Source organism: Actinoplanes sp. NPDC089786, assembly GCF_040684855.1.
In the GTDB taxonomy this organism is placed as follows: domain Bacteria; phylum Actinomycetota; class Actinomycetes; order Mycobacteriales; family Micromonosporaceae; genus Actinoplanes.
The window spans coordinates 2,173,187-2,195,712 of the sequence record NZ_JBFBGU010000001.1 but is presented as its reverse complement, the minus strand read 5'-3'; the positions used below and the strand labels follow the sequence as shown (position 1 = coordinate 2,195,712).

Annotated in this window: 23 protein-coding genes; 7 read left to right on the top strand and 16 right to left on the bottom strand. The window is 72.0% G+C overall.

Features of this window, described 5'->3' with window-relative positions:
- The first annotated feature begins 8 nt into the window (after positions 1-8).
- Positions 9-1,685 (top strand): alpha-glucosidase, encoded by a 1,677-nt coding sequence (locus AB0O15_RS10440; protein WP_364316697.1) that lies wholly within the window; start codon positions 9-11, stop codon positions 1,683-1,685.
- Here the strand turns inward: AB0O15_RS10440 and AB0O15_RS10435 are convergent.
- Positions 1,675-1,821 carry a hypothetical protein gene (locus tag AB0O15_RS10435; protein WP_364316694.1) on the bottom strand — a complete coding sequence of 49 codons (147 nt, stop codon included), beginning with the start codon at positions 1,819-1,821 and terminating at the stop codon, positions 1,675-1,677. The two genes, AB0O15_RS10440 and AB0O15_RS10435, sit on opposite strands and share 11 nt — an antisense overlap.
- A gap of 361 nt (positions 1,822-2,182) precedes the next feature.
- Between AB0O15_RS10435 and AB0O15_RS10430 the strand changes: the two genes are divergently transcribed.
- From AB0O15_RS10430 to AB0O15_RS10415, 4 genes are read left to right on the top strand one after another with little or no spacing between them, the layout of a single operon-like run.
- Positions 2,183-2,911: a hypothetical protein gene (locus AB0O15_RS10430; protein WP_364316692.1), complete on the top strand. Its 729-nt coding sequence runs from the start codon at positions 2,183-2,185 to the stop codon at positions 2,909-2,911.
- Complete coding sequence (locus AB0O15_RS10425; protein WP_364316689.1) at positions 2,908-3,324, top strand: phage holin family protein; 417 nt, start codon at positions 2,908-2,910, stop codon at positions 3,322-3,324. The genes AB0O15_RS10430 and AB0O15_RS10425 overlap by 4 nt, the downstream gene beginning before the upstream one ends.
- Complete coding sequence (locus tag AB0O15_RS10420; RefSeq protein WP_364316686.1) at positions 3,300-3,905, top strand: DUF3618 domain-containing protein; 606 nt, start codon at positions 3,300-3,302, stop codon at positions 3,903-3,905. Before AB0O15_RS10425 ends, AB0O15_RS10420 begins: the two co-directional genes overlap by 25 nt.
- A 17-nt stretch (positions 3,906-3,922) precedes the next feature.
- A complete protein-coding gene (locus AB0O15_RS10415; RefSeq protein WP_364316684.1) occupies positions 3,923-4,108 on the top strand; it encodes an antitoxin in 186 nt (61 codons plus the stop codon).
- Positions 4,109-4,246: 138 nt separating this feature from the next.
- Here AB0O15_RS10415 and AB0O15_RS10410 read toward each other — a convergent pair whose 3' ends face one another.
- The 10 genes from AB0O15_RS10410 to AB0O15_RS10365 form a co-directional block, all read right to left on the bottom strand.
- On the bottom strand, positions 4,247-4,618 hold the full coding sequence (locus AB0O15_RS10410; RefSeq protein WP_364316682.1) for a VOC family protein: 372 nt from the start codon (positions 4,616-4,618) through the stop codon (positions 4,247-4,249).
- Positions 4,619-4,653: 35 nt separating this feature from the next.
- Entirely contained in the window at positions 4,654-6,987 is a 2,334-nt protein-coding gene (locus AB0O15_RS10405) for a LuxR C-terminal-related transcriptional regulator (RefSeq protein ID WP_364316680.1), read from the bottom strand.
- 46 nt (positions 6,988-7,033) lie between these two features.
- Entirely contained in the window at positions 7,034-7,240 is a 207-nt protein-coding gene (locus AB0O15_RS10400; protein WP_364316677.1) for a DUF5999 family protein, read from the bottom strand.
- Between the two features lie 190 nt (positions 7,241-7,430).
- Entirely contained in the window at positions 7,431-8,267 is an 837-nt protein-coding gene (locus tag AB0O15_RS10395; protein WP_364316674.1) for an SDR family oxidoreductase, read from the bottom strand.
- Between the two features lie 117 nt (positions 8,268-8,384).
- The gene (locus AB0O15_RS10390; protein WP_364316672.1) at positions 8,385-9,569 is read right to left on the bottom strand and encodes an RNA polymerase sigma factor; all 1,185 of its coding nucleotides are present in this window, start codon (positions 9,567-9,569) and stop codon (positions 8,385-8,387) included.
- Positions 9,570-9,920 (bottom strand): YciI family protein, encoded by a 351-nt coding sequence (locus AB0O15_RS10385; RefSeq protein WP_364316669.1) that lies wholly within the window; start codon positions 9,918-9,920, stop codon positions 9,570-9,572. It lies immediately after the preceding gene.
- A 24-nt stretch (positions 9,921-9,944) separates the two neighbouring features.
- Positions 9,945-10,370, bottom strand: a complete 426-nt coding sequence (locus AB0O15_RS10380) for a DUF6069 family protein (RefSeq protein WP_364316666.1) — start codon at positions 10,368-10,370, stop codon at positions 9,945-9,947.
- 422 nt (positions 10,371-10,792) lie between these two features.
- Entirely contained in the window at positions 10,793-11,488 is a 696-nt protein-coding gene (locus tag AB0O15_RS10375) for a TetR/AcrR family transcriptional regulator (protein WP_364316664.1), read from the bottom strand.
- A gap of 139 nt (positions 11,489-11,627) precedes the next feature.
- Positions 11,628-11,846 (bottom strand): Rieske 2Fe-2S domain-containing protein, encoded by a 219-nt coding sequence (locus AB0O15_RS10370; protein ID WP_364316662.1) that lies wholly within the window; start codon positions 11,844-11,846, stop codon positions 11,628-11,630.
- A 210-nt stretch (positions 11,847-12,056) separates the two neighbouring features.
- The gene (locus AB0O15_RS10365) at positions 12,057-13,253 is read right to left on the bottom strand and encodes a monooxygenase (protein WP_364316660.1); all 1,197 of its coding nucleotides are present in this window, start codon (positions 13,251-13,253) and stop codon (positions 12,057-12,059) included.
- A gap of 242 nt (positions 13,254-13,495) precedes the next feature.
- On the opposite strand from AB0O15_RS10365, the gene AB0O15_RS10360 reads away from it, so the two are divergent.
- Both AB0O15_RS10360 and AB0O15_RS10355 read left to right on the top strand, forming a co-directional pair.
- Positions 13,496-14,275 carry a TetR/AcrR family transcriptional regulator gene (locus tag AB0O15_RS10360; RefSeq protein ID WP_364316657.1) on the top strand — a complete coding sequence of 260 codons (780 nt, stop codon included), beginning with the start codon at positions 13,496-13,498 and terminating at the stop codon, positions 14,273-14,275.
- Positions 14,272-15,513 (top strand): NAD(P)/FAD-dependent oxidoreductase, encoded by a 1,242-nt coding sequence (locus AB0O15_RS10355; protein ID WP_364316656.1) that lies wholly within the window; start codon positions 14,272-14,274, stop codon positions 15,511-15,513. Before AB0O15_RS10360 ends, AB0O15_RS10355 begins: the two co-directional genes overlap by 4 nt.
- 529 nt (positions 15,514-16,042) lie before the next feature.
- Here AB0O15_RS10355 and AB0O15_RS10350 read toward each other — a convergent pair.
- Genes AB0O15_RS10350 through AB0O15_RS10330 form a run of 5 tightly spaced genes read right to left on the bottom strand, consistent with a single transcriptional unit; the run spans position 16,043 to position 22,395 of the window.
- Positions 16,043-16,828: a cellulose binding domain-containing protein gene (locus tag AB0O15_RS10350; protein WP_364316653.1), complete on the bottom strand. Its 786-nt coding sequence runs from the start codon at positions 16,826-16,828 to the stop codon at positions 16,043-16,045.
- A 17-nt stretch (positions 16,829-16,845) separates the two neighbouring features.
- The gene (locus AB0O15_RS10345) at positions 16,846-17,223 is read right to left on the bottom strand and encodes a DUF742 domain-containing protein (protein ID WP_364316651.1); all 378 of its coding nucleotides are present in this window, start codon (positions 17,221-17,223) and stop codon (positions 16,846-16,848) included.
- On the bottom strand, positions 17,220-18,830 hold the full coding sequence (locus AB0O15_RS10340; protein ID WP_364316649.1) for a nitrate- and nitrite sensing domain-containing protein: 1,611 nt from the start codon (positions 18,828-18,830) through the stop codon (positions 17,220-17,222). Before AB0O15_RS10340 ends, AB0O15_RS10345 begins: the two co-directional genes overlap by 4 nt.
- Positions 18,827-21,361 carry a helix-turn-helix transcriptional regulator gene (locus tag AB0O15_RS10335; RefSeq protein ID WP_364316646.1) on the bottom strand — a complete coding sequence of 845 codons (2,535 nt, stop codon included), beginning with the start codon at positions 21,359-21,361 and terminating at the stop codon, positions 18,827-18,829. The genes AB0O15_RS10340 and AB0O15_RS10335 overlap by 4 nt, the downstream gene beginning before the upstream one ends.
- Complete coding sequence (locus AB0O15_RS10330; RefSeq protein WP_364316644.1) at positions 21,358-22,395, bottom strand: hypothetical protein; 1,038 nt, start codon at positions 22,393-22,395, stop codon at positions 21,358-21,360. The genes AB0O15_RS10335 and AB0O15_RS10330 overlap by 4 nt, the downstream gene beginning before the upstream one ends.
- Between the last annotated feature and the right edge of the window lie 131 nt (positions 22,396-22,526).

Sequence of the window (22,526 nt, the reverse complement as noted above, 5' to 3'; positions counted from 1 at the left end):
GAAGAGGCATGACGGATCCCTGGTGGAAAAGCGCGGTGGTGTACCAGATCTATCCGCGGAGCTTCGCGGACTCCGACGGCGACGGCATGGGTGACCTGCGCGGCATCATCCAGCACCTGGACTACCTGGCCGAGCTGGGTGTGGACGTCCTCTGGCTGTCCCCGGTCTACCCGTCCCCGCAGGACGACAACGGCTACGACATCAGCGATTACCAGGACATCGACCCGCTGTTCGGCACCCTGGCCGACTTCGACGAGCTGCTGACCGAAGCGCACGCCCGCGGCATGAAGCTAATCATGGATCTGGTGGTGAACCACAGCTCGGACGAGCACGCCTGGTTCCGCGACCCGGCCAAGCGCGACTGGTACTGGTGGCGGCCGGCCCGCGACGGCATGGATCCGGGCACCCCGGGCGCCGAGCCGAACAACTGGGGCTCGGTCTTCGGCGGCTCGGCCTGGGAGTACGACCCGGCCACGGGCGAGTACTTCCTGCACCTCTTCAGCCGCAAGCAGCCCGACCTGAACTGGGAGAACCCCGAGGTCCGCGAGGCCGTGTACGAGATGATGCGCTGGTGGCTCGACCGGGGCGTGGACGGCTTCCGGATGGACGTCATCGACCACATCTCCAAGGACCCGGCGCTGCCCGACGGCGTGCTGTCGGTCGGCCAGTCGTACGCGAACGGCGCCCCGCACTACCTGAACGGGCCGCGCAACCACGAGTTCCTGCACGAGATGCACGAGAAGGTGTTCGCCGGGCGGGACGCGCTGCTGACCGTCGGCGAGATGCCCGGCGTCACGGTCGACGAGGCCAAGCTCTACACCGACCCGGCCCGGGGCGAGGTCGACATGGTGTTCCAGTTCGACCACGTGTGGATCGACCGCGGGGCCGACCCCTGGCAGCTCGTACCGCTGAAACTCACCGCCCTGAAGGCGATCTTCGGGCGCTGGCAGGCCGGGCTGGCCGAGGTGGGCTGGAACAGCCTCTACTGGAACAACCACGACCAGCCGCGCGTGGTGTCCCGCTTCGGCGACGACGGCGACTTCCGGGTCGAGTCGGCCAAGATGCTCGGCACGGTGCTCCACCTGCACCGCGGGACGCCGTACGTCTACCAGGGCGAGGAGCTCGGGATGACGAACGCGCCCTGGGACACCATCGAGGACTTCCGGGACATCGAGGCGCTCGGGCAGTACGCGCAGGCGGTCGAGAAGGAGGGCCGGAGGCCGGACGAGGTGCTGACGGTGCTGCGGGCGCGCGGGCGGGACAACGCGCGCACGCCGATGCAGTGGGATTCCTCGCCGCAGGCGGGCTTCACCACGGGCACGCCCTGGCTCCGGGTGAATCCTTCGTTCTCCGAGATCAACGCCGCCGCCGCCGTGGCCGACCCCGACTCGGTCTACCACCACTACCGCAAGCTGATCGACCTGCGGCACACCGAGCCGGCCGTGGTGAGCGGCGACTTCACCATGCTGGCGCCGCACGACGAGCAGGTGTACGCCTACACCCGCCGGCTCGGCGCGACCGAACTGCTGGTGGCCGGCAACTTCGGCGCGACGCCCGCCGCGCTGGACGATCTGGCCGGCTGGGACGACGCCGAACTGGTGCTCAACAACACCGGGCAGGCGCCGTCCGACCGCATCCTCGGCCCCTGGCAGGCCGTGGTGTACCGCCGCACGGTCAGCCCGTGATCGTGTCCCACGAGTAGCCGAGCAGCGCGAACGCGGCGCCGAGCAGGGCCAGGGACACACCGCGGGTGCCGATCGGCAGCGCGGCGAGCACGAGCAGGATGACAGCGATCAAATAGAAGACGCCTTGAATGGCCATGGAAACTCCTCGATCGGTGGGGTTGCGGCGCCGGTGTTACCCCGCCGACGAGGAGCGCCAAACCCGATCCCGATCTTCTTCGGCGCGCGTGCAGCCGCGGTCGCAGCGCGTGAGCGAGGGCGCGGCGGCGCCACCGGGTCGGCGATCACTCTGCGTTCCGGCCGGCGCGGCGACTCCAGGGGACAAGCGTGGAGTCTTCGCGCCGTCGCAGAGCGATGGCAGTCGAGCGCGTGTACCCCCGATGACCAGCACTATTCCTCATCCGGGGTGACCGATTTTCATTGGCACAACACGATTGCGGGCCAGGGCGGCGGGTAGCCAGCCTCCAGCGAGGACACATCACACCCCCTTGGAGGGCACCATGAGTGACGTCTCCCCCGGCGTCGGGATCGACGCACCGGGGTCCTATCGCGACACACCGTCCGCGGGTGATCGTGCCAAGCAGGTCGCACACGAGGGCCGGCAGGCCGCCGGTGACGTGAAGGAGACCGCTAAGGAACAGACCCAGCGGGTCGTCCAGGAGGCCGGGGCCCAGGCCCGCAACCTGGCGTCCGACGTCCGCGGCCGGGTCGGCGAGCAGGCGCGTACCCAGAACGACAAGCTCGTCGGGACCATCCGGGACACCGCCGACCAGCTCGACGAGATGCGTGGCGAGCGCACCGACGGGCCGGCCGCGGCGGTCGTCTCCCGGGTGGCCGACGGCGGCCGGCAGTTCGCCGACTACCTCGACCGGCACGGACCCGACGGCGTGCTGCGTGAGGTGCAGGACTTCGCGCGGCGGCGGCCGGGCGCGTTCCTGGCCACCGCCCTGGCCGCCGGCTTCGTGGTCGGCCGGCTGGGCAAGAGCGTGGCCAAGGCCGACGACAAGCCCGAGACCGACGCGTACGTCTCCCGCGACCCCGGCCCGGCCACCACCCCGCCGGTCGACCCGGCCCCGGTGTACGCCGAACCTGCCTACGCCGAACCGGTCTACGCCGAGCCGGCCGCCCCGGTCGCGACCGAGTACGTGTCGACCGGAACCGGCACGCCCGACGCCGTCCCGCCGGTCCCCGAGCGCCCGTTCACCGAGCGTCCGGGTGGTGGGCTGTGACCGCGCCCTACCCGGACGACACGCGGCCGGATCCGGGCGACACCTCGGTCGGCGAACTGATCGGCAACATCAGCAACGACCTGTCGCAGCTGTTCCGCCAGGAGGTCGACCTGGCCAAGGCGGAGATCCGGCAGGAGGCGGCCAAGGCCGGCAAGGCCGCCGGGCTGCTCGGCGGCGCCGGGTTCGCCGGCTACCTGGCCGTCGTGCTGTTCAGCTTCGCGCTGGTCTTCGGGCTGGCGAACGTCATCGACGCCGGATGGGCGGCGCTCATCGTGGCGGTCGTCTGGGCCGCCATCGGCGCCGTCCTCTACACCACCGGCCGCAAACGACTCAAGACCGTGGACCCGGTTCCGCACCGCACGGTCGACACCCTGAAGGAGGACGCGAAATGGCTGAAGAACCCGACCGGCTGAGGCGGGACATCGAGGGCACCCGTGCCTCGCTCACCCGCGACGTGGACCTGCTGGCCGAGAAGACCAGCCCGCGTCAGGTGGCCCGGCGCCGGTGGACCGCGGTACGCGAGAAGGTGATGGGTACGACGGAGTCCACCCGTGACGCCGCCGGCTCCGCCGTCCACTCGGCCGGCTCGGCGGCCCATTCCGCCGCCGACTCGGTCCGTGACGGCGCGAGCTCGGCCGCCGACTCGGTCCGCGAGGCCGCCGGCTCGGTGCGCGCCGCGCCGCACGCCGTCGCCCGGAAGGCGCAGGGCAACCCGATCGCCGCCGGGGTCATCGCCTTCGGCGTCGGCATGCTCGCCGCCACGCTGATCCCGGTGACCGACGCCGAGCAGCGCGCCGGCCGGCAGATCCGGGACAACAGCGGCGACCTCACCGACAAGGTGAAGGAGACCGCGAGCGACTTCGGCGCCGAGCTCAAGGACAACGCCCAGCAGGCGGTGGCCCAGGTCAAGGAGACCGCCCAGGACGCGGCTCAGACCACCAAGGACCAGGCCGCCTCGTCGGCCCAGCAGACCAAGCAGGCCGCACAGCAGTAGCGAAGGAGAACTCGATCATGGGTATCGCGGACCAGGCGAAGAACTTCGCCGACAAGCACGACGAGCAGGTCGACCAGGGTCTCGAGAAGGCCGGCGACCAGGTCGACCAGCGCACCGGCAACAAGCACTCGGACCAGATCGACAAGGGTGTCGACGCCGCCCAGCAGCGCACCGGCGCCGGCGACAGCCAGCAGCAGCAGTAACTTTTCTCCGATGGCCCGCGGCGCTCAGGCGCCGCGGGCCTTCGGGAGGGTGACCGCTCACGCACGTGGAGCGGAGCGACCCTCGGCGGGAGCGACGGTCTGAACCACCCACCGCGCTACGACATCAAGCTCTTGATCTCAGCTCTTCAGGCAGAGGTCGAACGGGTGGCCGCCGGGGTCGAGGAGCACGCGCCAGCGATCGGGCTCCGGCTGGGTGGACGGCTTGGTCGCGCCCAGGGCCAGCGCCTCGGCCTCGGCCTTGTCCAGGTCCTCGACGTAGAGGTCGAGGTGGAAGCGCTTCGGGGACTGCTCGTCGGGCCAGCCGGGGGCCGAGTGGCCGGGCACCTTGCCCCAGCCGATGCTGGACGAGCCGTCGCCGATCATGGCGTATTCGTCGGCGCTGTGCAGGACCTCCCAGCCCAGCACCTGGCTGTAGAACCGGGCCAGCTCGGCCGGGTTGTCGGCGTCGAGGTTGAGCATTGCCAACGTGGCGAATCCAGACGTGGTCATGGCCCCAGTCTGCGGGCAGAGGCTGACAGGGCGCGTCAGGAATCGGGCGTCGACTGAGCCGCCAGCCAGCCGGCCACCTGGGAGCGGGACGTGAAACCGAGCTTGCTGAGGATGTTCTCGACGTGGCCCTCGGCGGTGCGCTGGGCGACCACCAGGCGGGCGGCGATCTCGCGGTTGCTCAGGCCCTCGGCGATCAGGGCCGCCACCTCGCGTTCGCGCTTGGTGAGGCCGGAGTCGTCGGGGGCCGCGGCGGTGCGCTGGGCCGGCGCCGCGGTGCGTTCCAGGGCGTAGGCCACCGCGTCGGCCGCGCTCAGCGCCAGGCCACGCTGGAGCTGGGCGTCGAAGGCGCGGCCGCCCAGCCGGGAACGCACCGACGCCACGGTCTGGTCGTGGAAGTCGCCAAGGCGGTGGAACGCCGCCAGCGACGTGTGCATCGCGTGCCACACCCGCTGGGACGCGCCGAGCAGCCGGGCCGCCCGCTGGTCGCGCTGCTCGACGGCGGCCACCCAGGCCAGCGACTCGAGCGACAGGCCCACCCCGAACTGCTCGTCCTCGACCAGCCGGCGGACGTCCAGGCCCTCCTTGGCGGCCGCCGCGGCGCCGGCGTTGTCGCCGTCCAGCCAGCGCAGCACGCTCAACGCCCACAGCGCGAACGAACGCCACCACACCTCGCCGCTGGCCGAGCCCAGGTCGAGGCTGGCGGCCAGGTCGGCGTACCCGTCGGAGGGTCTTCCGGACAGGCCCCGGGTGAGCCCGAGGCAGCACAGCGTCCACATCTCGCCGCCGCGCGCGCCGAACTCGCGGAACGTGATCAGCGACCGGCCGAACAGTTCCAGCGCGCGCATGTTGTCGCCGCTGAACATCGCGATCTGGCCCTCCATCAGCGGCACGTAGGCCCGCTCGATCGACGGCGGCAGCTCGTTCACCAGGGCACGGGTCTCGATGAGCAGGCGCTCGGCCCGGGTCAGGTCGGCCTGCACGGTGGCGATGAACGCGGCCACCCGCAGCGCCTTCACCCGCGTCCAGTGCTTCTGGGGCGGCAGCGCCAGGGCCCGCTCGAGCCAGTGGCGTCCCTCGGACAGGAAGCCGCGGACGAACCAGTGGTTCTCCAGGTCGGCGGCGAGCCGGCAGGCGACGTTGGTGAGCTGGTGTGAGACGGCGAACTCGAGCGCGACCCGCAGGTTGGCCTTCTCGTCCTTGAGCCGCTGCATGACCGCGGCCTGGTCGGGGCTCACCCAGTTCCGGTCGCCGTAGGTGGCCAGCCGCGCGAACCACTCCAGGTGTCGCCCGGCGACCCGGTCCTGCTCGCCGGCCTCGGCCAGGTGCAGGGCGCCGTACTCGCGGACCACCTCGAGCATCCGGTAGCGCGCCCGCGGCCCGTCACCGATCCGGTTGAGCACCGACTTGTCGACCAGCGAGGCGATCAGGTCGAGGATCTGCTCGGCCGGCAGGGCGTCGTCGGCGCAGACCTGCTCGGCGGCGTCGAGTTCCAGCCCGCCGGAGAAGACCGAGACCCGCGACCAGAGGGTACGCTCCGCGTCCGAGCAGAGATCCCAGCTCCAGTCGATCAGTGCACGCAGCGTCTGCTGCCGCGCGGGTGCGTTCCGTGTTCCACTGGTCAGCAGCCGGTAACGGTCGGTGAGGCGTTCCAGGATCTGATCGAGCGACAGCACCCGCAGCCGGGCCACCGCGAGCTCGATCGCCAGCGGCAGACCCTCCAGCGCCTGGCACAGCCGGGCGATGGTGGCCGAGTTCTCCTCGGTCACCGTGAAATCGGGCAGCACCGCCGCCGCGCGCTCGGCGAGCAGGCTGGCCGACTCGTTGCGGGCCAGCTCGGCCGGGGTCGCCGGAACCTCGGGGTCGGGCACCGACAGCGGCTGCACGGCCAGCGTGGCCTCGCCGGCCACCCGCAGGGCCTGCCGGCTGGTGGCCAGGATGCGCACCTCGGGGCAGCTGCGCAGGAGCAGCGCGGCGAGGTCGGCGCAGGCGGCGACCAGCTGTTCGCAGTTGTCCAGGATGATCAGGGCCTGGCGGTCGGCGAGGAACTCGGCCAGGCCGGGGGCGGCCGCGCCGATCGATTCCTCACGGATGCCCAGGGCCTCGGCGACCGTGACCGCCACCAGGTCGGGGTCGCGCAGCTCGGCCAGCTCGACGAACCAGACGCCGTCCGGGAAGGCCCGGCGCATCTCGCCGCCGACGCGTTGCGCGAGGCGGGTCTTGCCGACCCCACCGCCGCCGGTCAGCGTGACCAGGCGGTTGGTCGACAACAGCCGGCGGATGCCGGTCACTTCCTGCCGACGACCGACGAAGCTGGTCACCTCGGCGGGAAGGTTGCCGAGGGAACCACGCGCGGTCGTGGCAGTGCTCATAGGAGAGCACGTTAGTGGGTGCGCACCGCTGCCGGGATGGCCGGAATCACGCGGGTACGGCGGTTTCCATCCTGATCTTGGGCGGGTGGGGGGCGACGGCACTACCGTCCGGCATCAACTCGCCGGTGTCATCGAAGGTCACCACACCGTTACAGAGCAGGCTCCAGCCCTGCTCAGGGTGAGCAGCCACGACCCGGGCGGCGTCGTGGCCGGGTTCGGCCGCCTGGGGGCAGGTCGGCAGGTGCTCGCACATGGTCACTCCTTTCTGGCTGCAACTATGAGGCGCTCGTTCTCCAGTGGACACGGGTGAACTACCTACGCGCTACCCGTTTAATGGTGACGCTCAGTCTGGCACTGATCATTACTCCGCGTAACCCCGGAGACGAAGATTCTTCTCGATCCCTGCCTCGAACATCAGCGCAAGGTAACTGTCGGATAGGTGATCACTTCGATGTCAGAAGTTGTTCCAGCGACATCGCCGGATGTCCGGTCAGCTCCTCGACCGCCCCCGAGACGCCGGCCAGCTCGCCCGCTGCCACCGCCGTGTAGGTGCTGACCCAGGCGTCGACCTGCCAGCCCGGGGCGTTGTAGACCGCGCGCGAGGCGTACGCCTCCTCGAGGGTCTCGTCGTGGAACCGCACCGGCCGCCCGGTGACCCGGCTGATGATCGCCGCCGCCTCCGCGAACGACAGATCCTCGGGCCCGGTCAGGTCGTACACCCGGCCGGCGTGGCCCTCCGGCGCCAGCAGCACCGCGGCCGCGGCGGACGCGATGTCGTCCTGCGCCACCAGCGAGGCCCGCCCGTTCCCGCCCGGCCCGCGGATCACCCCGTCGTCGCCGGCCATCATCGGCAGGAAGTCGGCGTACAGGTTGTCCCGCAGGCTGGTGAACGTCAGCCCCTTCGCGCGCAGGTACTCCTCGGTCGCCCAGTGGTCGCGGGCCAGCGTGAAGGTGGCGTCGGGCGCGGCGCGGTAGAACGACGTGTAGACGATGTGCCCGACCCCGGCGTCCGCGGCCGCGTCGACGAACGCCCGGTGGTGGTCCATCCGGTCGGCGCTCTCCGCCCCCGACACCATCAGCACGGTGCCGGCGCCGTCCAGCGCCCGCCGCATCGCCTCCCGGTCGGCGTATTCGGCCACGGCCACCTCGGCGTTGCCCAGCCTCGGCGCCCGGCTCGCGTCCCGCACCAGCAGCCGCTGCTGAACACCCTGATCATCCAGCAGCCGCGCGATCCGCCCACCCAGCCGCCCGGTCGCTCCCGACACCACAGTCACAGTCATCTGACCAGTGTCGTCCGCGGACCACAGATCAAGGTCACAATCTTGAGGTCGTAGCCGGGTGGGTGGTTCAGACCGTCGCTCCCGCCGAGGGTCGCTCCGCTCCACGTGCGGGAGTGGTCACCCTCCGAGAGCGGCCTGACGGCCGCGGAGGAAAGCCCGCTCGGTGTCATTGGCGGTCAGGGCGATCGCCTCGTCGTAGGCGGCGCGCGCCTCGTCGGTCCGGTTCAGCCGGGCCAGCAGCGCGGCCCGGGTCGCCGGCAGCAAGTGGTAGCCCGGCAGGTCGACGTCGGCCAGGACGGCCAGCGCCATCGCCGGACCATGCACCTCGGCGACCGCGACCGCCCGGTTCAGGGCGACGATCGGCGTCGGTGTCAAGGCCAGCAACTGGTCGTACAGGGCCAGCACCTGGTTCCAGTCGGTGGCCGGACCGTCCGTGTGCACGGCGTTGATCGCGGCCTGGATCTGGTACGGGCCCGGCCGGTTGCGGCGCAGACACCGGCGCACCAGCTCGTGGCCCTCGGCGATCAGCGGCCGGTTCCACCGCGACCGGTCCTGCTCGGCCAGCGTCACCAGCTCGCCGGACGGGCCGACCCGGGCCGGGCGCCGCGCCTCGATCAGCATCAGCAGGGCCAGCAGCCCGAGCACCTCGGGCTCGTCGGGCATCAGGGCGGCCAGCTCGCGGGCCAGCCGCAGCGCCTCGGCGGACAGGTCGGTGCGCACCAGGCTCCCGGCCGTGGACGTGTAGCCCTCGTTGAAGATCAGGTACAGCACGGTCAGCACCGGCGGAAGGCGGGCCGGCAGTTCGGCCTCGCCCGGCACCCGGTAGGGGATGCCGGCGTCGCGGATCTTCTTCTTGGCCCGGACGATGCGCTGGGCGATCGTGGCCTCCGGGACGAGGTAGGCCCGCGCGATCTCAGGCACCTCGAGCCCGCCCAGCAGCCGCAGCGTCAGGGCGGTCTGCGCCAGGGGCGCCAGTGAGGGGTGGCAGCAGGTGAAGATCAGTCGCAGCTGGTCGTCGCGCACCGGTCCCACCTCCCTGGGTTCGTCGGCCTGGTTCAGCAACATGGCCTGCGCGTGGCGGGCCTCGCGGGTGGACTCCCGGCGCAACCGGTCGATGGCCCGGTTCCGGGCCGTGGTCACGATCCAGGCGCCCGGGTTGGGCGGCGCCACGTCCCACTTCTGGAGCGCCACCGTGAACGCGTCCTGCACGGCCTCCTCGGCGAGGCTGATGTCACCGAGGAGGCGGGCGAGCGTGGCGACGCAGCGCCCGTACTCCGCGCGGTAGATGCCTTCGAGGTCCACTCAGTCCTCGTCCTCGAACGGCCGCACCTCGATCGGGCCCCGGCAGGCCCGCGAGCACTTCTCGGCCCAGGCCAGCGCCTCGTCCAGGTCGGCGCAGCGCAGCACCCAGAACCCGCCGATCGTCTCCTTGGTCTCGGCGTACGGCCCGTCGGTCATCGTGGTGTCCCCACCTTCGACCCGCACGACGGTGGCACTGGACGGAGCCAGCAGACCACCCCCGAACACCCAGGCCCCCGCCTTCCGCAACTCCTCGTTGACCCGTTCGACGTCGCCGTACAACGTCTGAACCTCATCGTCCGGCAGCGACGGCGCGGTGTAGTCGAACTGCACGGCCAGCATGTACTGCTTCATGATCGTCTCCCTCTTCAACGGTGGTCAGACGGACAGCCGGCGAGCAACCGCCGGAATGACAATGGCCGCGGCCACGAGATGCGTCACCATCAGCAGAACCTTGGTACCAGTAGCCGCGTCGGCCAGCACATCCGGCACGAGCGACAGCCCCGTCAGCACCAGCGTCGTCCGCACGAACACCAGCCGCGGCCGCCGGGCAACCCGCTGCAGCACCGCCGCGAGCACCAGCCCCACCAGCGAGAAAATCACGGTCAGCGTGGCGAACCCGGTCACCGGGATCGGCGCCCCCGCGACGTCGAGGCTGATCCCCGCCGCACTCCCAGCAGCGGCAACCGCCGACGTGGCGACCCCGGCGACCAGGGCGGCGACCAGCCCATGCCCGACGACCGACCGGATCGAGCCGCGGTCAGCGCGAACAGCAGCGATGCGGGTGTCAGTGGTGGTGGTCATTGCTTCCTCCGATGAGGCGGCGACCGACCTCGTGCCGGTCTCTCACCCTGGCTACGAACGCCCCCACCCCCAATCGACACCCTCGCCAACTTTCTCCCCAACTTTTTTCGCGCCCAACCAAACCCCCAGCTCAGAGCCCCTCCACCATTCCCGGCGCCCTCCCCTGCTCGTTCCAGCCGGCATGGCTCGCGCTGATGAGAAGTGGAGCTTCAAGCGCACCAGGCACCCCCACCTGCCCACTCATCCTCGCCGCCGCCCACTCCCCCTGCCGCGCAGCCCAGCCCACCACCACAAACAGCGGTAGGACAGCACGGCATCGCCTGCCCCGGTCATCACTGTCGCCCGGGGCAGGGGGCGTGAGCGGCGGCAGCCGGGGTGAGCGGAGCGTACAAGCGGCCTTCCGGGCGAGTTCCGTGGTCCGGCTATGGCGTGCGGTTTGCGGCGGCGCGCGCGAGAATTCCGTCGAGCACCACGTCCAGTGCCCAGATGCCGCGGAGCCGGCCGTCGCCCGAGACGAGGTCGGCGCCGAGCCGGGCGATGTTCGGATATTTTTCCGGGTCGGCGGCCTTGATGCGGGTCTCCATGTCGGAGATCCGCTCGGCCTCCCGCTTCGGCGAGACTTCGACGTTGTGCTCGACGGCCAGCGCCGTCGGCAGCAGCAGCAGGAGGTCGACTCCCCAGGCCGCCGAACGGTCGTCGGCGCCACCCTCCCTCAGCAGCGCGAGCACCTGCTCGACGATCGCGGTGAAGTGCGGGCCGTTCGGCTGGGTCGACAGCGCCATGCGGGCGAGTTCCGGATGATTGCGCAGCACTTCGCCGTAGCTGCCCAGCAGACCCTTCAGCCGGTCACGCCAGTTCCCGCTGCTCGGCGGCTCGACGTCGGCCAGCATCGCGTCGAGGATCTGGGCGTGCAGATCCTCGGTATCCCGCACGTACACGTAGAGGGACGCGTGACCGGTGTCGAGCACTCCCGCGATGCGTCGCATGGTGACCTTCGCCAGGCCTTCCTCGGATAGGATGCCGAGCGCGGCATCGATGATCCCCTGCCTGGTCAGGGCGGGCTTCGCGGGCCGCTCCCGGCGGCTTCGCGAGACAGGTTCCGGAGTCAGCGACGTCATCGGAAAATCGTAGCACGACCATGGTCGTTACGACCACGGTCGTACATGGCCGGGCTATCTGGTGACCACCTGCCCGTCGACGACTTGTACGGGCACCTTGACGAGGGGACTTGTCGCCGGCCCGGCGGTGACCTGACCGTCACCGTCGAAGGTGGACCCCGTGGCACGGGCAGCGGAAGCCCGGGCCGGTGGAGGCGACGGGACAGCCCTGGTGGGTGCAGGCGGCGAGGATCAGGGCGATGGCCCTGCCGAGGACGGCGGTCGTCGCGGTGATCAGGCCGGCCCAGAGCAGGGTACGTCGTTCGTCGTCGCCGGAGGCGATGCCTTTTCGACGACGTATCGCGGCGGTGATGGACAACAGGCCGGCGTCTGTGGTGGTGCGTCAGTCCGGAACCGGGCCCAGCGGACCGATCGCGTGCGCCGCGGTGTTGTCCCGCCGGTGGCGGGTGAGGGCGTGAGGGACACGAGGAGTCGCTTTCGTGGGCGCGCCCGAACCCCAGGTGACGGCGTCTCACGTCGGGTTGACGCCGTTACCTGGGTTTCCTGGGCGGTGTGGAGGTGGTGTGGGTCAGACGACGGCGGAGGTGGTGAGGATGCCGCTGCACATTTCGTCGCTGGTGCCGTCGCCCCAGACGACGTACCGCGGCGGGAGCTTGCTCAGCTGCGGCAGGAGTTTTCGAAGGCTCGCGTCGTGGGTGCAGGTGACCCGGACGATGTCTCCGGCCTTGACGTCGTAGGGGGTGGGGAGTACCTGGTATTTCTGGTCGTCGAAGTTGAACGCCGGCACGTCGAGCAGGGTTTTCGCGTTGGGGGTGCCGGGGTTGACCTCGACCTTGATCGAGCGTCCGAGCAGGTGCATGTGTCCCAGGCCGGCGTAGACCCGCACGGGTTGCGGCACCGGGTAGTCGCAGCGTTGGGTGTTGCCCGGCACGGGCTTGCCGTTGCTGCACTGCTGCAGCAGTTGTCCTTCGGTTTCGCCGACCTCGGCGCCGAATCGTTTGGTGACGTCGGCGATGGCGGTGGCGCGGTCGCACAGCGGGCCGGATTCACCGGTGGCGCAGGGTAGCTCGATCGGGGCCTGCACCGGCGTCGTCTCCAGCGGTGTGGTGGCCGCGGTGCCCTTGGTCAGGCGCAGCCGAACGCCGGACTGGTCTGTCTCGCCGGGGCGGCCGTCCGTGGCCAGCAGGTTGTAGTGCACCTGCAGGAGCACCAGGCCGCCGGGCTTGACGGGAAAACCGACGTCCTGCTTCAGAACGGTTTCGATCCCGTTGGGGGTCCAGGTGTCGACCCACGAGGTGGGACGGTCGGGGCCCAGGTCTTGGCTGCCGAAACAGGTCCAGCCCGGTCCGGGGTCGGCATCGTCTTTGGCCCGCGCGACTGCGGCGTCCTCGGGTCTGACGAGGTTGATGAGGGCGTGGTGCAGGATCGTCTTGTTCTGCGGATCGAACTGCGTGCCGGTCAGGAACCCAGGCTCGGTGAACTGGGGATCAATCAGCAGGCAGCGGTACTCGTCCGTGCCACCGCTGGGGGGCGACGGCGTGTACGGCTCGGGCGTCTTCAGGTTGACGAACCGCTCGCCGGCTCGCAACGGCACGGCCGGTGCCGGCGGCCCGCTGCTATGACCGCCGTGCGGGCTCGCCGAGGCGCCGTCGGTGGTTGTGGCGGAGTCGTCGGAACTCGATGAACACGCGGCGAGGGTCAGCGTCGCGGTCAGCGTTGCGGTTGCCAGAGCGAGTATCCGGCGGGGAGGTGTCGGTGTCGGCATGGTGACTTCCTTGTCGAGGGGTTCGTTCGCCGCATGCGGTACTTCCTGCGATCCGATGCGGTAGCGCCGGTCGGCACTGTTGAACAGGGCTCCTTTTCGGGCTTCGGCCGGCCGGCGGATGACAGGTCGGCGTGGCCGGTTGAAGGGACGGATCAGGGCGAACCATAACACGACCATGGTCGGTACGACAGCGGTCGCTTCGTCCGTGGTCGTAACAACCATGGTCGTGTCACGTTGATCGCATGACCGCGAACACGCCGGGATCGGCCCCGCGCAGCCGACGCGATCGGCCCGCTAAACCACCTCTGACCAGGCAAGGCATCATCGACGCCGCGCTCGGCCTCATGCACAGCGAAGGCCTGGAGCGGGTGACCATGCGGCGGATCGCCGCCGTGCTCGACACCGGACACGCCTCGCTTTACGTGTACGTACGGGACACCGAGGACGTGCACGCTCAGGTTCTCGACCGGCTGCTCGCCTCCGTCACGCGGGACGGGACGGGAGGCTGGCGCGAGCGACTGAAGGCGTTGGTGACCAGCTACGGCAAGGTGCTGCGCAGCCATCCCGAAATGGCTCGAATGGCGCTGTCCACGCAGCCTCCGGGCCCGAACTTCACCAGCATCGTCGAGCAGATCCTCGCCCTGCTGCGCGAGGGCGGAGCCGATGACCGCGCCGCGGCATGGGGAGTCGATCTTCTTCTGCTGCTGCCCGCCGCGACGGCCATCGAGCACAACGTGGAGGTGCCCCCCGCGCAGGAGGACGACCGGGTGTACGAGATGGCCAACCGGGTCGATCATCTCGATCCGCGGTTGTACCCCAACATCAGCGGGCTTGGACCGGAACTGGTCTCGGGGACCGGGCCAGACCGGGCCGACTGGAGCCTGGACGTCCTGTTGGACGGCATCCTGGCGCGTTCAGCGGCCACCCGGCCGACCCACCGACCCCAGCAGATCGTGGCCGACGGCGGCTCAGCACGCCCACCGGCCGGAAACCGCGGAACGACCGAGAGGAGCGGTACATGACCATCACCGTCGTGGGTGCCGGCCTCAGTGGCCTGATCTGCGCCCGCATTCTGCAACAGCACGGCATCGACGTCGTCGTCTACGAGATGGATCCGTCCGACACGGCCCGGCAGCAGGGCGGGTCCCTGGACATCCACGACAACTCAGGTCAGATCGCGCTGCGGGAAGCGGGCCTCTACGACGAGTTCCGCAAACGCACCCACCCCGGAGGCGAGGCGATCCGGATGCTCGACAAGACGGCCCGTGTCTACCTCAACCATGGCGAGCCGGAGGGCGGCAACGGCCGCCCGGAGATCGACCGGAAGATCCTGCGCAAGATGTTGGTCGACTCGCTGACGCCGGGCACGATCAGGTGGGGCCGGAAGGTCGCCGCGGTCCGGTCGGCCGGCGACGGGTACGAGGTGGAGTTCGCTGATCGCCGGACAGCCCACGCCGACGTGCTGATCGGCGCCGACGGGGCGTGGTCGAAGGTCCGGGAGCTGCTCACGTCCGTGAAGCCCGAGTACACCGGGATCACGGTGGTGGAGATGCGGCTGTCCGACGCGGCCACCAGGCATCCCGAGGCACTCGCCACGACGGGTACGGGAAACCTCTTCGCGCTGTCGGACAACAAGTACATCGGCGGGCACGGCGGAAACCAGATCGCGTTCGCCTGCGGCCTGCGCGTGCCGGAAAACTGGGTCACCGCCAGCGGTATCGACTGGGACAACCCGCCGGCGGCCCGCGAAGCGCTGTTGCGGGAGTTCTCCGACTGGGCTCCCGCTCTGACCGATCTGATCCGCGACTGCGACGACACGATCTGGCCACGCCCGATCTACGCGCTGCCGACCGGTCACACGTGGGACCGCGTGCCGGGAGTGACGCTGCTGGGCGACGCCGCGCATCTGATGTCGCCGTTCGCCGGTGAGGGCGCCAACATGGCCATGATCGACGGCGCCGACCTCGCCCGGGAGATCCTCGGCCGCACCGATGTCGACGAGGCGATCGCCGCCTACGAGCTGAAGATGTTCCGGCGCGGGGCGAAGGCCGCGGGAAGCTCGGCCAGGAGCCTCGACCTCATGTTCGCCGACGGTCCGCCCCGCAAGCTGGTCGCACTGTTCCGCGGCATGTTCCTGCTGCAGAAGGTGACCCGCCCGTTCGAGCGCGTGTTCGCGAAGAAGGCGCCCGGACCGCGGGGTGGACAACTCCTACCTCAAGAGCAACCAGCCGGCGAGGACGAAACCCGCAAGCGGCGATGAGAATCCGCATGACGCCGGCCGGACCCGGCGGGCGATCGCCGGGCCGATCAGGCCGCCGAGCAGAGCACCCGCCCCGAGGGGCCAGACGGCGTGCCACACGACGGTTCCCAGAATGGCGAACAGCACCGATCAAGGTTCGGCCATAACGCGAATGCACCCGGAAAGACGGCCTCGAGCAGGCAGGGCACGTGCCCTTGTCACCGCGCACGGCGGCCGTGATGACAACTTCAGCGCCTGTCTGCACCTCCTCGATCTTGATACCGGCCAGGTACGGGAGGAGTTGCTCGACGGCATCGCACAGCCGGACAACGACTCATCGGCCGGCGTCCATCACACAATCTGCGCCAGAGCCCAGAAGCCGCGAGCATGCACCTCACCGCCACCGCCGCTCGACCTGACCAACCACCAACCGCACGTGGCGACAGAAGCCGCATGCAAGCCTTTGCTCTGAGCGCGTATAGGCACCACCCAGAGGCGAAGCGCATCCACACCGACAAGGTGGTGCCTATACGCGCTCAGAGCAGAAGGGTCAGGAGCAGGGAGCGCCGTCGATCGTGCAGCCGGCCGGCGCCGCGTTGAGCAGCGTGGCCCCCCGCACGTCGAAGGCAATGCTCACCGACTTCCCGGCCGGGATGCGCGACGTGGAGTCGTCCGGCGTGAAGGTCCAGGCCGCGCCATCCTGATCGGCCGACGCCCCCGAGACCCCGCCGACCGACAGCGATTTGCGGGGCAGCGTGACGACCAGCGTCCACCCGTTGCGGGTAGCCGCGCCGGGGTTGGTGACCGTGACGACCATGTGATAGCCGAGCAACCCGACCAGCAGCGACGACGTCGCATAGCGGGCCGTCAGGGCCGGCGCGCTGCCGCCCGCCGAGGCGGAGGGGGCGCCGCCGCCGGGCAGGGGGAACGAGGGAACCGCGGCCTTGCCCGAGGATGCCGAGGCGGAGACCGAGGGCAGCGGCGGCAGGGACGGTGCGGAGTCGGTGCGGGTCGGTGGGGCCGACGGTGACTGCGCCACAACCGTGCCGGGCGGCGGGGACGGTGGCCCGGGCAGGCCGGCCGCGGTCTCGGGGCGGAGGGGCGACGCGTCCGGCGTGCGGACCAGGACCGTGATCAGCATGGCGGTGCCGCCGAGGGCGGCGGCCACGCCGGCGGCCAGGAGGACGCGCCAGAGCCGGGAGCGGCGGGAGAGCGCGGCCGTGCGGACGCGGGGTTGTGGGGTCGGGCCGGCCTGCACCCGGGCGGCCAGGCCCAGCAGCCAGTCAAGGACGACGACCGTGACGGTACGGCGTTGTCCGCGGGTGTTGTCGGCCATGGGGTGCCTCCGGTCTCTCAGAGCGAGCGCAGCCCGACGAGCAGTTGCTGCAGGACGTCGGGGGAGGAGTCGCCGTCGTCGGACGGTCGCCGCACGACGACCAGGCCGGCGTCGCGCAGGCCGCAGAGCAGACTACGCATCTCGCCGATCGGGAGATCGAGGTGTGCGGCGATCTCGGACAGGGACACCGCTCGGCTGGACAGGCGCAGGATCGCCGACTCGGTCGAGGACAGCCCGGACGGCGGCTCTTCGACCGGGGTGGGCAGGCGGGTGACCAGCGCGTTGAGTTCGAGATCGTCGTCGCCGACGGTGGCCGACCGGTCGCCGATCCGCGCGTACCGGCGGACCAGGGGGCCGCTCTCCTCGTCGTACCAGGTCTCGGTCCACAGACTCATGACTGGCCCACCAGATCCTCGACGGGGAACTCCGCGGGGACCTCGAGCAGGTTCGCGGGGACGGTCACCGTGGCGACCAGCCCGCCGCCGGGCGCGTTGTGCAGCCGGATCGTGACGCCGAGGCGGTCGGCGAAGCGGCCGGCGCTGTACAGGCCCCACCAGGTGCCGCCGGGCCGGGGCGCGGGGTCGGTCATCACGGCGTGCGCGGTGGCCAGGTCGTCGTCGGTCATGCCGGGCCCGACGTCGGCCACGGTGATCTCGTAGCCGTCGGGGGTCGGCTCGCCGGAGACGCGTACCCGGGTCTGGGCGGGGGCGAAGGTCGTGGCGTTCTCGATGAGTTCGGCGAGCAGGTGCATGGTGGCGGTCACCGCGTCGCCCTCCAGGTTGACCGGCGCGATGCGGCTGGTGGAGACCCGCTCGTACTCGGGGACCTCGGACGCGGCGGCCCGGACCACGTCGGCCAGCGGGACCGGCCGGCTCCAGCGGCGGCCGGGCAGGTCGCCGCTGAGCAGGACCGCCTTCTCCAGGTTGCGCCGCATGCGGTTGGCCAGGTGGTCGGCCCGGAACAGGTCGCCGAGGGTCGCGTCGTCGGTCTCGTGCCGGGCCAGCCCGTCCAGCTGGCGCAGCAACCGGTGCACCAGGCTCTGGTTGCGGCGTTCCAGGTCGCGCAGCAGCGAGTCGACGCCGCGGGCGGTCACCTGCGGCAGTGCCTGGGTTTCGGCGTTGCGTGCGGCCCGGCCCAGGCCGGGGGCGCGGCGGTTGCGCCGGAGGAAGACGAGCAGCGCCGCGACCGCGATCAGCCCGCCGCCACCGGTCAGCGCGGCCCAGGCGATCACCGCGATCGCGTACGGCGTACCCGAGGATCGGGTCTCTTGATCGGCGTTGGTCGACCGCTCCCACAGCGCGTTGTTGACCTGGTTGAACGCCACCGACCAGCCGCCCGGGACCGCGCCGGGGCGGAGGATCAGCGCGTCCTCCATGGACCGCAGCCGGGTGTCGCCGGGGATGTCGGCGCCGGTCATCAGCGTGCGGCGGGCGCCGGCCAGCTCGGCCAGGCGGGCCCGGTCGGCGTCGGCCAGCCGGGGCGTGCCCGCGACCGCCGCCAGCAGGGCGTCTTCCTCGGACAGCAGCTCCCGGGCCTGGCTCAGCGGGCTGCGGTCAACCCCGTCAAAAGCGATGATCTTCGTGTACGCGGCCAGCGCCCCGTGGCGATCCATCCGGCCGCCGTCCACCGCCGCGCGGACCGAGGCCAGCCCGCCCATGCGTTCGGTGAGCGCATCGGCCGCGCGGGTGGTGTCGGTCGCCCGCAGCCGGTCGAGCAGCCCGTCGCCGCCCTGGCGCAGCAGCTCACCGGCCTGGTCGGTGCGGGCCCGCTGGGCCGCGAGCCCGGCCGGGGCCGCACTCGTCCCCGGCCGGGTGTTCTCGGCGACCGACAGCCGGCGTTCCGCCTCGAGGGCCAGGACGGCCCGGCCGATGAGCGGTTCCAGCCGGTCGGCGGCGGCGCGGTCGGACATCACCCGGACCGCCGCGGCGACCGCGGGCACGGCCGCCGCGGCCCACAGCACCGCGAGCAGCGCCAGGCCGGCCCACCACTTCCCCCTGCTCACCGGCGGGCTCCCGACACCGGTTCGGAGGCGCCGCCGATCAGGGAGCGCAGGCGGGACAGCAGTTCCTGGCGGTCGGTGCAGCCCAGCCGCTGGCGGATACGAGCCATGTGATGCTCCACGGTCTTGGCCGAGAGGTAGAGCCGCTCGGCCACCTGCTTGTACGTCAGCCCCTCGAGGACCAGCGCGGCGACCTCGTGCTCCCGTTCGCTGAGCAGGTGTTGCCCGCCGTCGGCGGACCGGGTGCGGGCGGGGGCGCCGGGCTCGGGGGCGCCGCGGACCTCGGCCGGGGCCTGCAGGGTGCGCGCGCAGTCGAGCAGCACGGTCATCGCCTTGCGGTCCGGGGTGCGGATCGCGGCCTGCCCGGCGAGCCGGGTCGCGTCCCAGGTCAGCCCGAGCGCCCCGAGCCGGCGGGCGGCGTCGATCACCGGCTCCGGTTCGATCCGCCCGGCCAGCACCTGCCGCCAGGCCGCGGCGGCCGCGGCGGTGGCGCCCGCGTACGGGCTGAAGTCGCGGTTGCGGTCGAGCGCCTCGGCGTGGCGCTCGACCGACGCGTGGTCCTCGGCCAGGATCGCCGCGTGCAGCCGGCTCCAGTGCAGCGGGGTGCTCCACAGCGGCGGGTCGCCGAGGCTGCTCAGGAGTTGGTCGGCCTGGGCCAGGTGGTCGGCCACCCGGTGTCGTTCGCCCAGCCGGGCCGCCGCCACGGTCAGCTCGGCCAGCGGGAGGAGCCCGAACAGATCGACCGGGTGGCCGATCAGGGCCTGGCAGGCGTCGGGCCAGGTGGCGCGCAGGGCGACCAGGTCGCTGTTGCGGCGGGCGAGCCCGGCCCGCAGCGCCGCCTCGAGCAGGACGTCGCGCCCGGACCGCACCGCCGTGTCACCGGCCTCGGCCGCGGGGGCGTGCTGTTCCGCCGCCACCGGCCGGCCGCGCAGCATCAGGATCCACGCCTGCAGCAGCCGGTGCCGCGGCTGGAGCAGGGCGCCGCCGGTGCCGGAGCGGGCCGCCCGGGACAGCAGCATGTCGGCGGTGTCCAGTTCGGCGCCCTGGACGGCGATGATCGCGCCGAGCGCCGCCGGGCTGTCCGCCAGCAGCACGCCCTGGCCGGCCGGTTCGATCAGCGCCGACGCCTGGACCAGCGCGGACAGCGCGGCCGTGGGCGAGGCGGTGACCGAGTCGTGCACGCCCCGGGCCATCAGCGACGCGGTGGCGCTCAGCGAGGTCGGCGGCTCGGGCGAGGCGCCGGCCGCGGCCATCCGCTGCTGCGCGTCGGCGAGGCGGCCGGTCGCGAGCAGCCCGATGGCGCCGAAGCCGGGCGCGGCGCCGTGCCGGGACCAGTCGTACAGCGCCACGGCCTGGGCCGGCTGGCCGCGGTGGGTGAGCACGACCGCGGAGACGTACGCCGCCTCGGACCGCTGGTCGGTCGTGCCCGCGACCAGGGCCTGGTCGGCCAGGCGGGAGGCCAGGTCGAGGTCGCCGGAGAGCGCGGTGGCCAGGGCGCGCCGGGCCGCGGTGGTCCGCCCGGCGCCGGCCGCCGCCGCGAACAGTTGCGCGGCCAGCGCCGGGTCGTCGCCGAGCGCCTCCTCACCGGCCGCCTCGTAGACCGGTCCGAGGTCGTTGCCGGCCGCCCCGGGCACCAGCCCCACCCCGGACGCGGTGCCCAGCAGCGGCCGGACCAGGGGCAGGACTGGGCCGCCGCGGGCCAGCTGCGACGCCGCCAGCCGCTGCCGCACGTCGATGCGCTGGGCGATCGGCCCGAGCGCGGCGATGGCCAGCCGGGCCAGCGGCACGAGGGTGCCGTCGACGGCCAGCATGCCGGTGGCCCGGCCGGCGTCGGCCAGGTCGGCCACCCGGTCCGCGTCCTGGCCGAGCAGCGCGGCGATCAGGTCGTAGGACAGGCCGGCGCCGGCCTCCACGGCGAGCAGCAGCGTGCGCAGGGCGGCCGGCAGCTCGTCGAGGTCGGCCGCGAACGGGGCCAGGGAAGCTGCGGGAACGCGTGGCGGCAACGCGGGATCTGCCGCACTCAGGCCGGCCGCCACGCGTTCCACGTATCGGGGGATGCCGTGCGTCTGCGCCGCCACGAAGGCGACCAGCTCCGGCGTGGACGAGGGGGGTAGCAGGGCCCGGATCTGGTCGGCGCCGAGCGGCGTCAGCGTCACCGGAGGATGGGTACGCCGCAGCAGGTCGAGCAGCCGCAGCAGGGCGGCCGAGCGGGGCCACGGCCGGTGGGCCACGACCAGCCGGGCCTCGGGCCGCTCGGCCAGCCGGCTGATCTCGGCCAGCCGGTCCTCGTCGAGCAGGTGGGCGTCGTCGACCAGCAGCAGGTCGGCGTCCGCGGCGCCGGCCGCCGGCCAGGGTGTCGCCACGGTCAGGCCGGCGCGGCGGCCGGCCCGCTCCAGCTCGCGCAGCAGCGTCGTCTTGCCGTATCCGCCGGGCGCGCCGACGCTCAGCCGCAACGGGGCCCGCGGGTCGGAGGTCAGGCGGCTGACCAGGGCGGACGGGCTCAGCATCGGGTCGGGCAGCACGGGCGCGCTCACTTGGCCTCCACCCGCACCGGGCTGACCCGGACCGGCGGGCGCGGCGGGCGTTCCGGCACCACCCGCACGCCACCGGCCGTCTCGGGCCAGGCCGGCGTGGTGCCGACGACGGCCGGGGCGGCCGCGGACGGCGGGGCGGCGGGCGGCGCCGCACGCATCTGCGGCCGGGCCGCGAGCGCGGCGCCGCCGGCCACCGTCATCTCGGCGTCGTGGTCCACCAGCACGGGAACCGGGAAGGCCGCACTGAGCAGATCGGTCACGATGGGATGTACGGCCGCGGAGCCTCCGGCGATCAGTACGGCGGCAAGTTCGGCCCGCACTCCCCCGCAACTCCGCACGGTGTGCTCGGCCAGGTCCACGGTGGACCGCAGAACCGCGCGCGCCTCGTCGGGGGTCGCGCCGCTCAGCTCGTACCCGCTGATCTCCTCGATCTCCGAACTTCCCAGCAGCTCGAGCCGGCCGGGGCCGTGCGTGAGCACCACCGAGACCTCTACGCCGGCCTCGCCGAGGCGGTAGACGACCAGCATCCCGCCGGACGCCGCGACCCGGCCGGCCGCCTGGAAGCTCTCCACCACCGCGCGGGCCCGCGTCACCAGGGCGGCGCCGGCCAGGTCGGCCTCGGCCAGCGCCGCGTGCACCAGCCGCGCCCGGCCCGGGCCCCAGCCGGTCGGGCAGGCCAGCGCGACCCGCTCCGGCGCCTCGTCCAGCAGCTCCCAGGCCTGGTTGACGACCCAGCGGGCCATCGCCGCGACCAGACCGTGGGCCGGGTAGTAGGCGCTGCCCACCCGCATCGGCAGGCTGTCGCCGACCCGGGCCAGGTAGCCACTCACCGCAGCCGAGTTGTCACGGTGTGCCTCGGCCGGGGCGACGGCGCCCTCCGGGGTGGTCGCGAGGGCGGACGGCACGGTTCGTGTGCGTACGCCGAGCGACAACGGTTCCCACAGTGGACCGCGCGCGTCGCGGGCGGCGCCGGGCCTGGTGACGGCAGCCTTGGTGCTGCCGGAACCGATGTCGATACCCAGGAGGTAGGGCACGTCAGCCTCTCTTCTCGGCCGGATGGGACATCCCTTCGTACCAGAAGAACCGACCCGGGCCGCCCCCGTAAATCCGGCCCCGGAATCCCCTAATCCCCTAATCGGAATGGGGTTGCCGAGTACCGTACGCC

Bases quoted from the DNA above. Each gene is read 5' to 3' on its own strand.
- AB0O15_RS10440 (WP_364316697.1), top strand. From the start codon at position 9: ATGACGGATCCCTGGTGGAAAAGCGCGGTGGTGTACCAGATCTATCCG.
- AB0O15_RS10435 (WP_364316694.1), bottom strand. From the start codon at position 1,821: ATGGCCATTCAAGGCGTCTTCTATTTGATCGCTGTCATCCTGCTCGTG.
- AB0O15_RS10430 (WP_364316692.1), top strand. From the start codon at position 2,183: ATGAGTGACGTCTCCCCCGGCGTCGGGATCGACGCACCGGGGTCCTAT.
- AB0O15_RS10420 (WP_364316686.1), top strand. From the start codon at position 3,300: ATGGCTGAAGAACCCGACCGGCTGAGGCGGGACATCGAGGGCACCCGT.
- AB0O15_RS10415 (WP_364316684.1), top strand. From the start codon at position 3,923: ATGGGTATCGCGGACCAGGCGAAGAACTTCGCCGACAAGCACGACGAG.
- AB0O15_RS10410 (WP_364316682.1), bottom strand. From the start codon at position 4,618: ATGACCACGTCTGGATTCGCCACGTTGGCAATGCTCAACCTCGACGCC.
- AB0O15_RS10405 (WP_364316680.1), bottom strand. From the start codon at position 6,987: ATGAGCACTGCCACGACCGCGCGTGGTTCCCTCGGCAACCTTCCCGCC.
- AB0O15_RS10400 (WP_364316677.1), bottom strand. From the start codon at position 7,240: ATGTGCGAGCACCTGCCGACCTGCCCCCAGGCGGCCGAACCCGGCCAC.
- AB0O15_RS10395 (WP_364316674.1), bottom strand. From the start codon at position 8,267: ATGACTGTGACTGTGGTGTCGGGAGCGACCGGGCGGCTGGGTGGGCGG.
- AB0O15_RS10385 (WP_364316669.1), bottom strand. From the start codon at position 9,920: ATGAAGCAGTACATGCTGGCCGTGCAGTTCGACTACACCGCGCCGTCG.
- AB0O15_RS10380 (WP_364316666.1), bottom strand. From the start codon at position 10,370: ATGACCACCACCACTGACACCCGCATCGCTGCTGTTCGCGCTGACCGC.
- AB0O15_RS10375 (WP_364316664.1), bottom strand. From the start codon at position 11,488: ATGACGTCGCTGACTCCGGAACCTGTCTCGCGAAGCCGCCGGGAGCGG.
- AB0O15_RS10365 (WP_364316660.1), bottom strand. From the start codon at position 13,253: ATGCCGACACCGACACCTCCCCGCCGGATACTCGCTCTGGCAACCGCA.
- AB0O15_RS10360 (WP_364316657.1), top strand. From the start codon at position 13,496: ATGACCGCGAACACGCCGGGATCGGCCCCGCGCAGCCGACGCGATCGG.
- AB0O15_RS10355 (WP_364316656.1), top strand. From the start codon at position 14,272: ATGACCATCACCGTCGTGGGTGCCGGCCTCAGTGGCCTGATCTGCGCC.
- AB0O15_RS10350 (WP_364316653.1), bottom strand. From the start codon at position 16,828: ATGGCCGACAACACCCGCGGACAACGCCGTACCGTCACGGTCGTCGTC.
- AB0O15_RS10345 (WP_364316651.1), bottom strand. From the start codon at position 17,223: ATGAGTCTGTGGACCGAGACCTGGTACGACGAGGAGAGCGGCCCCCTG.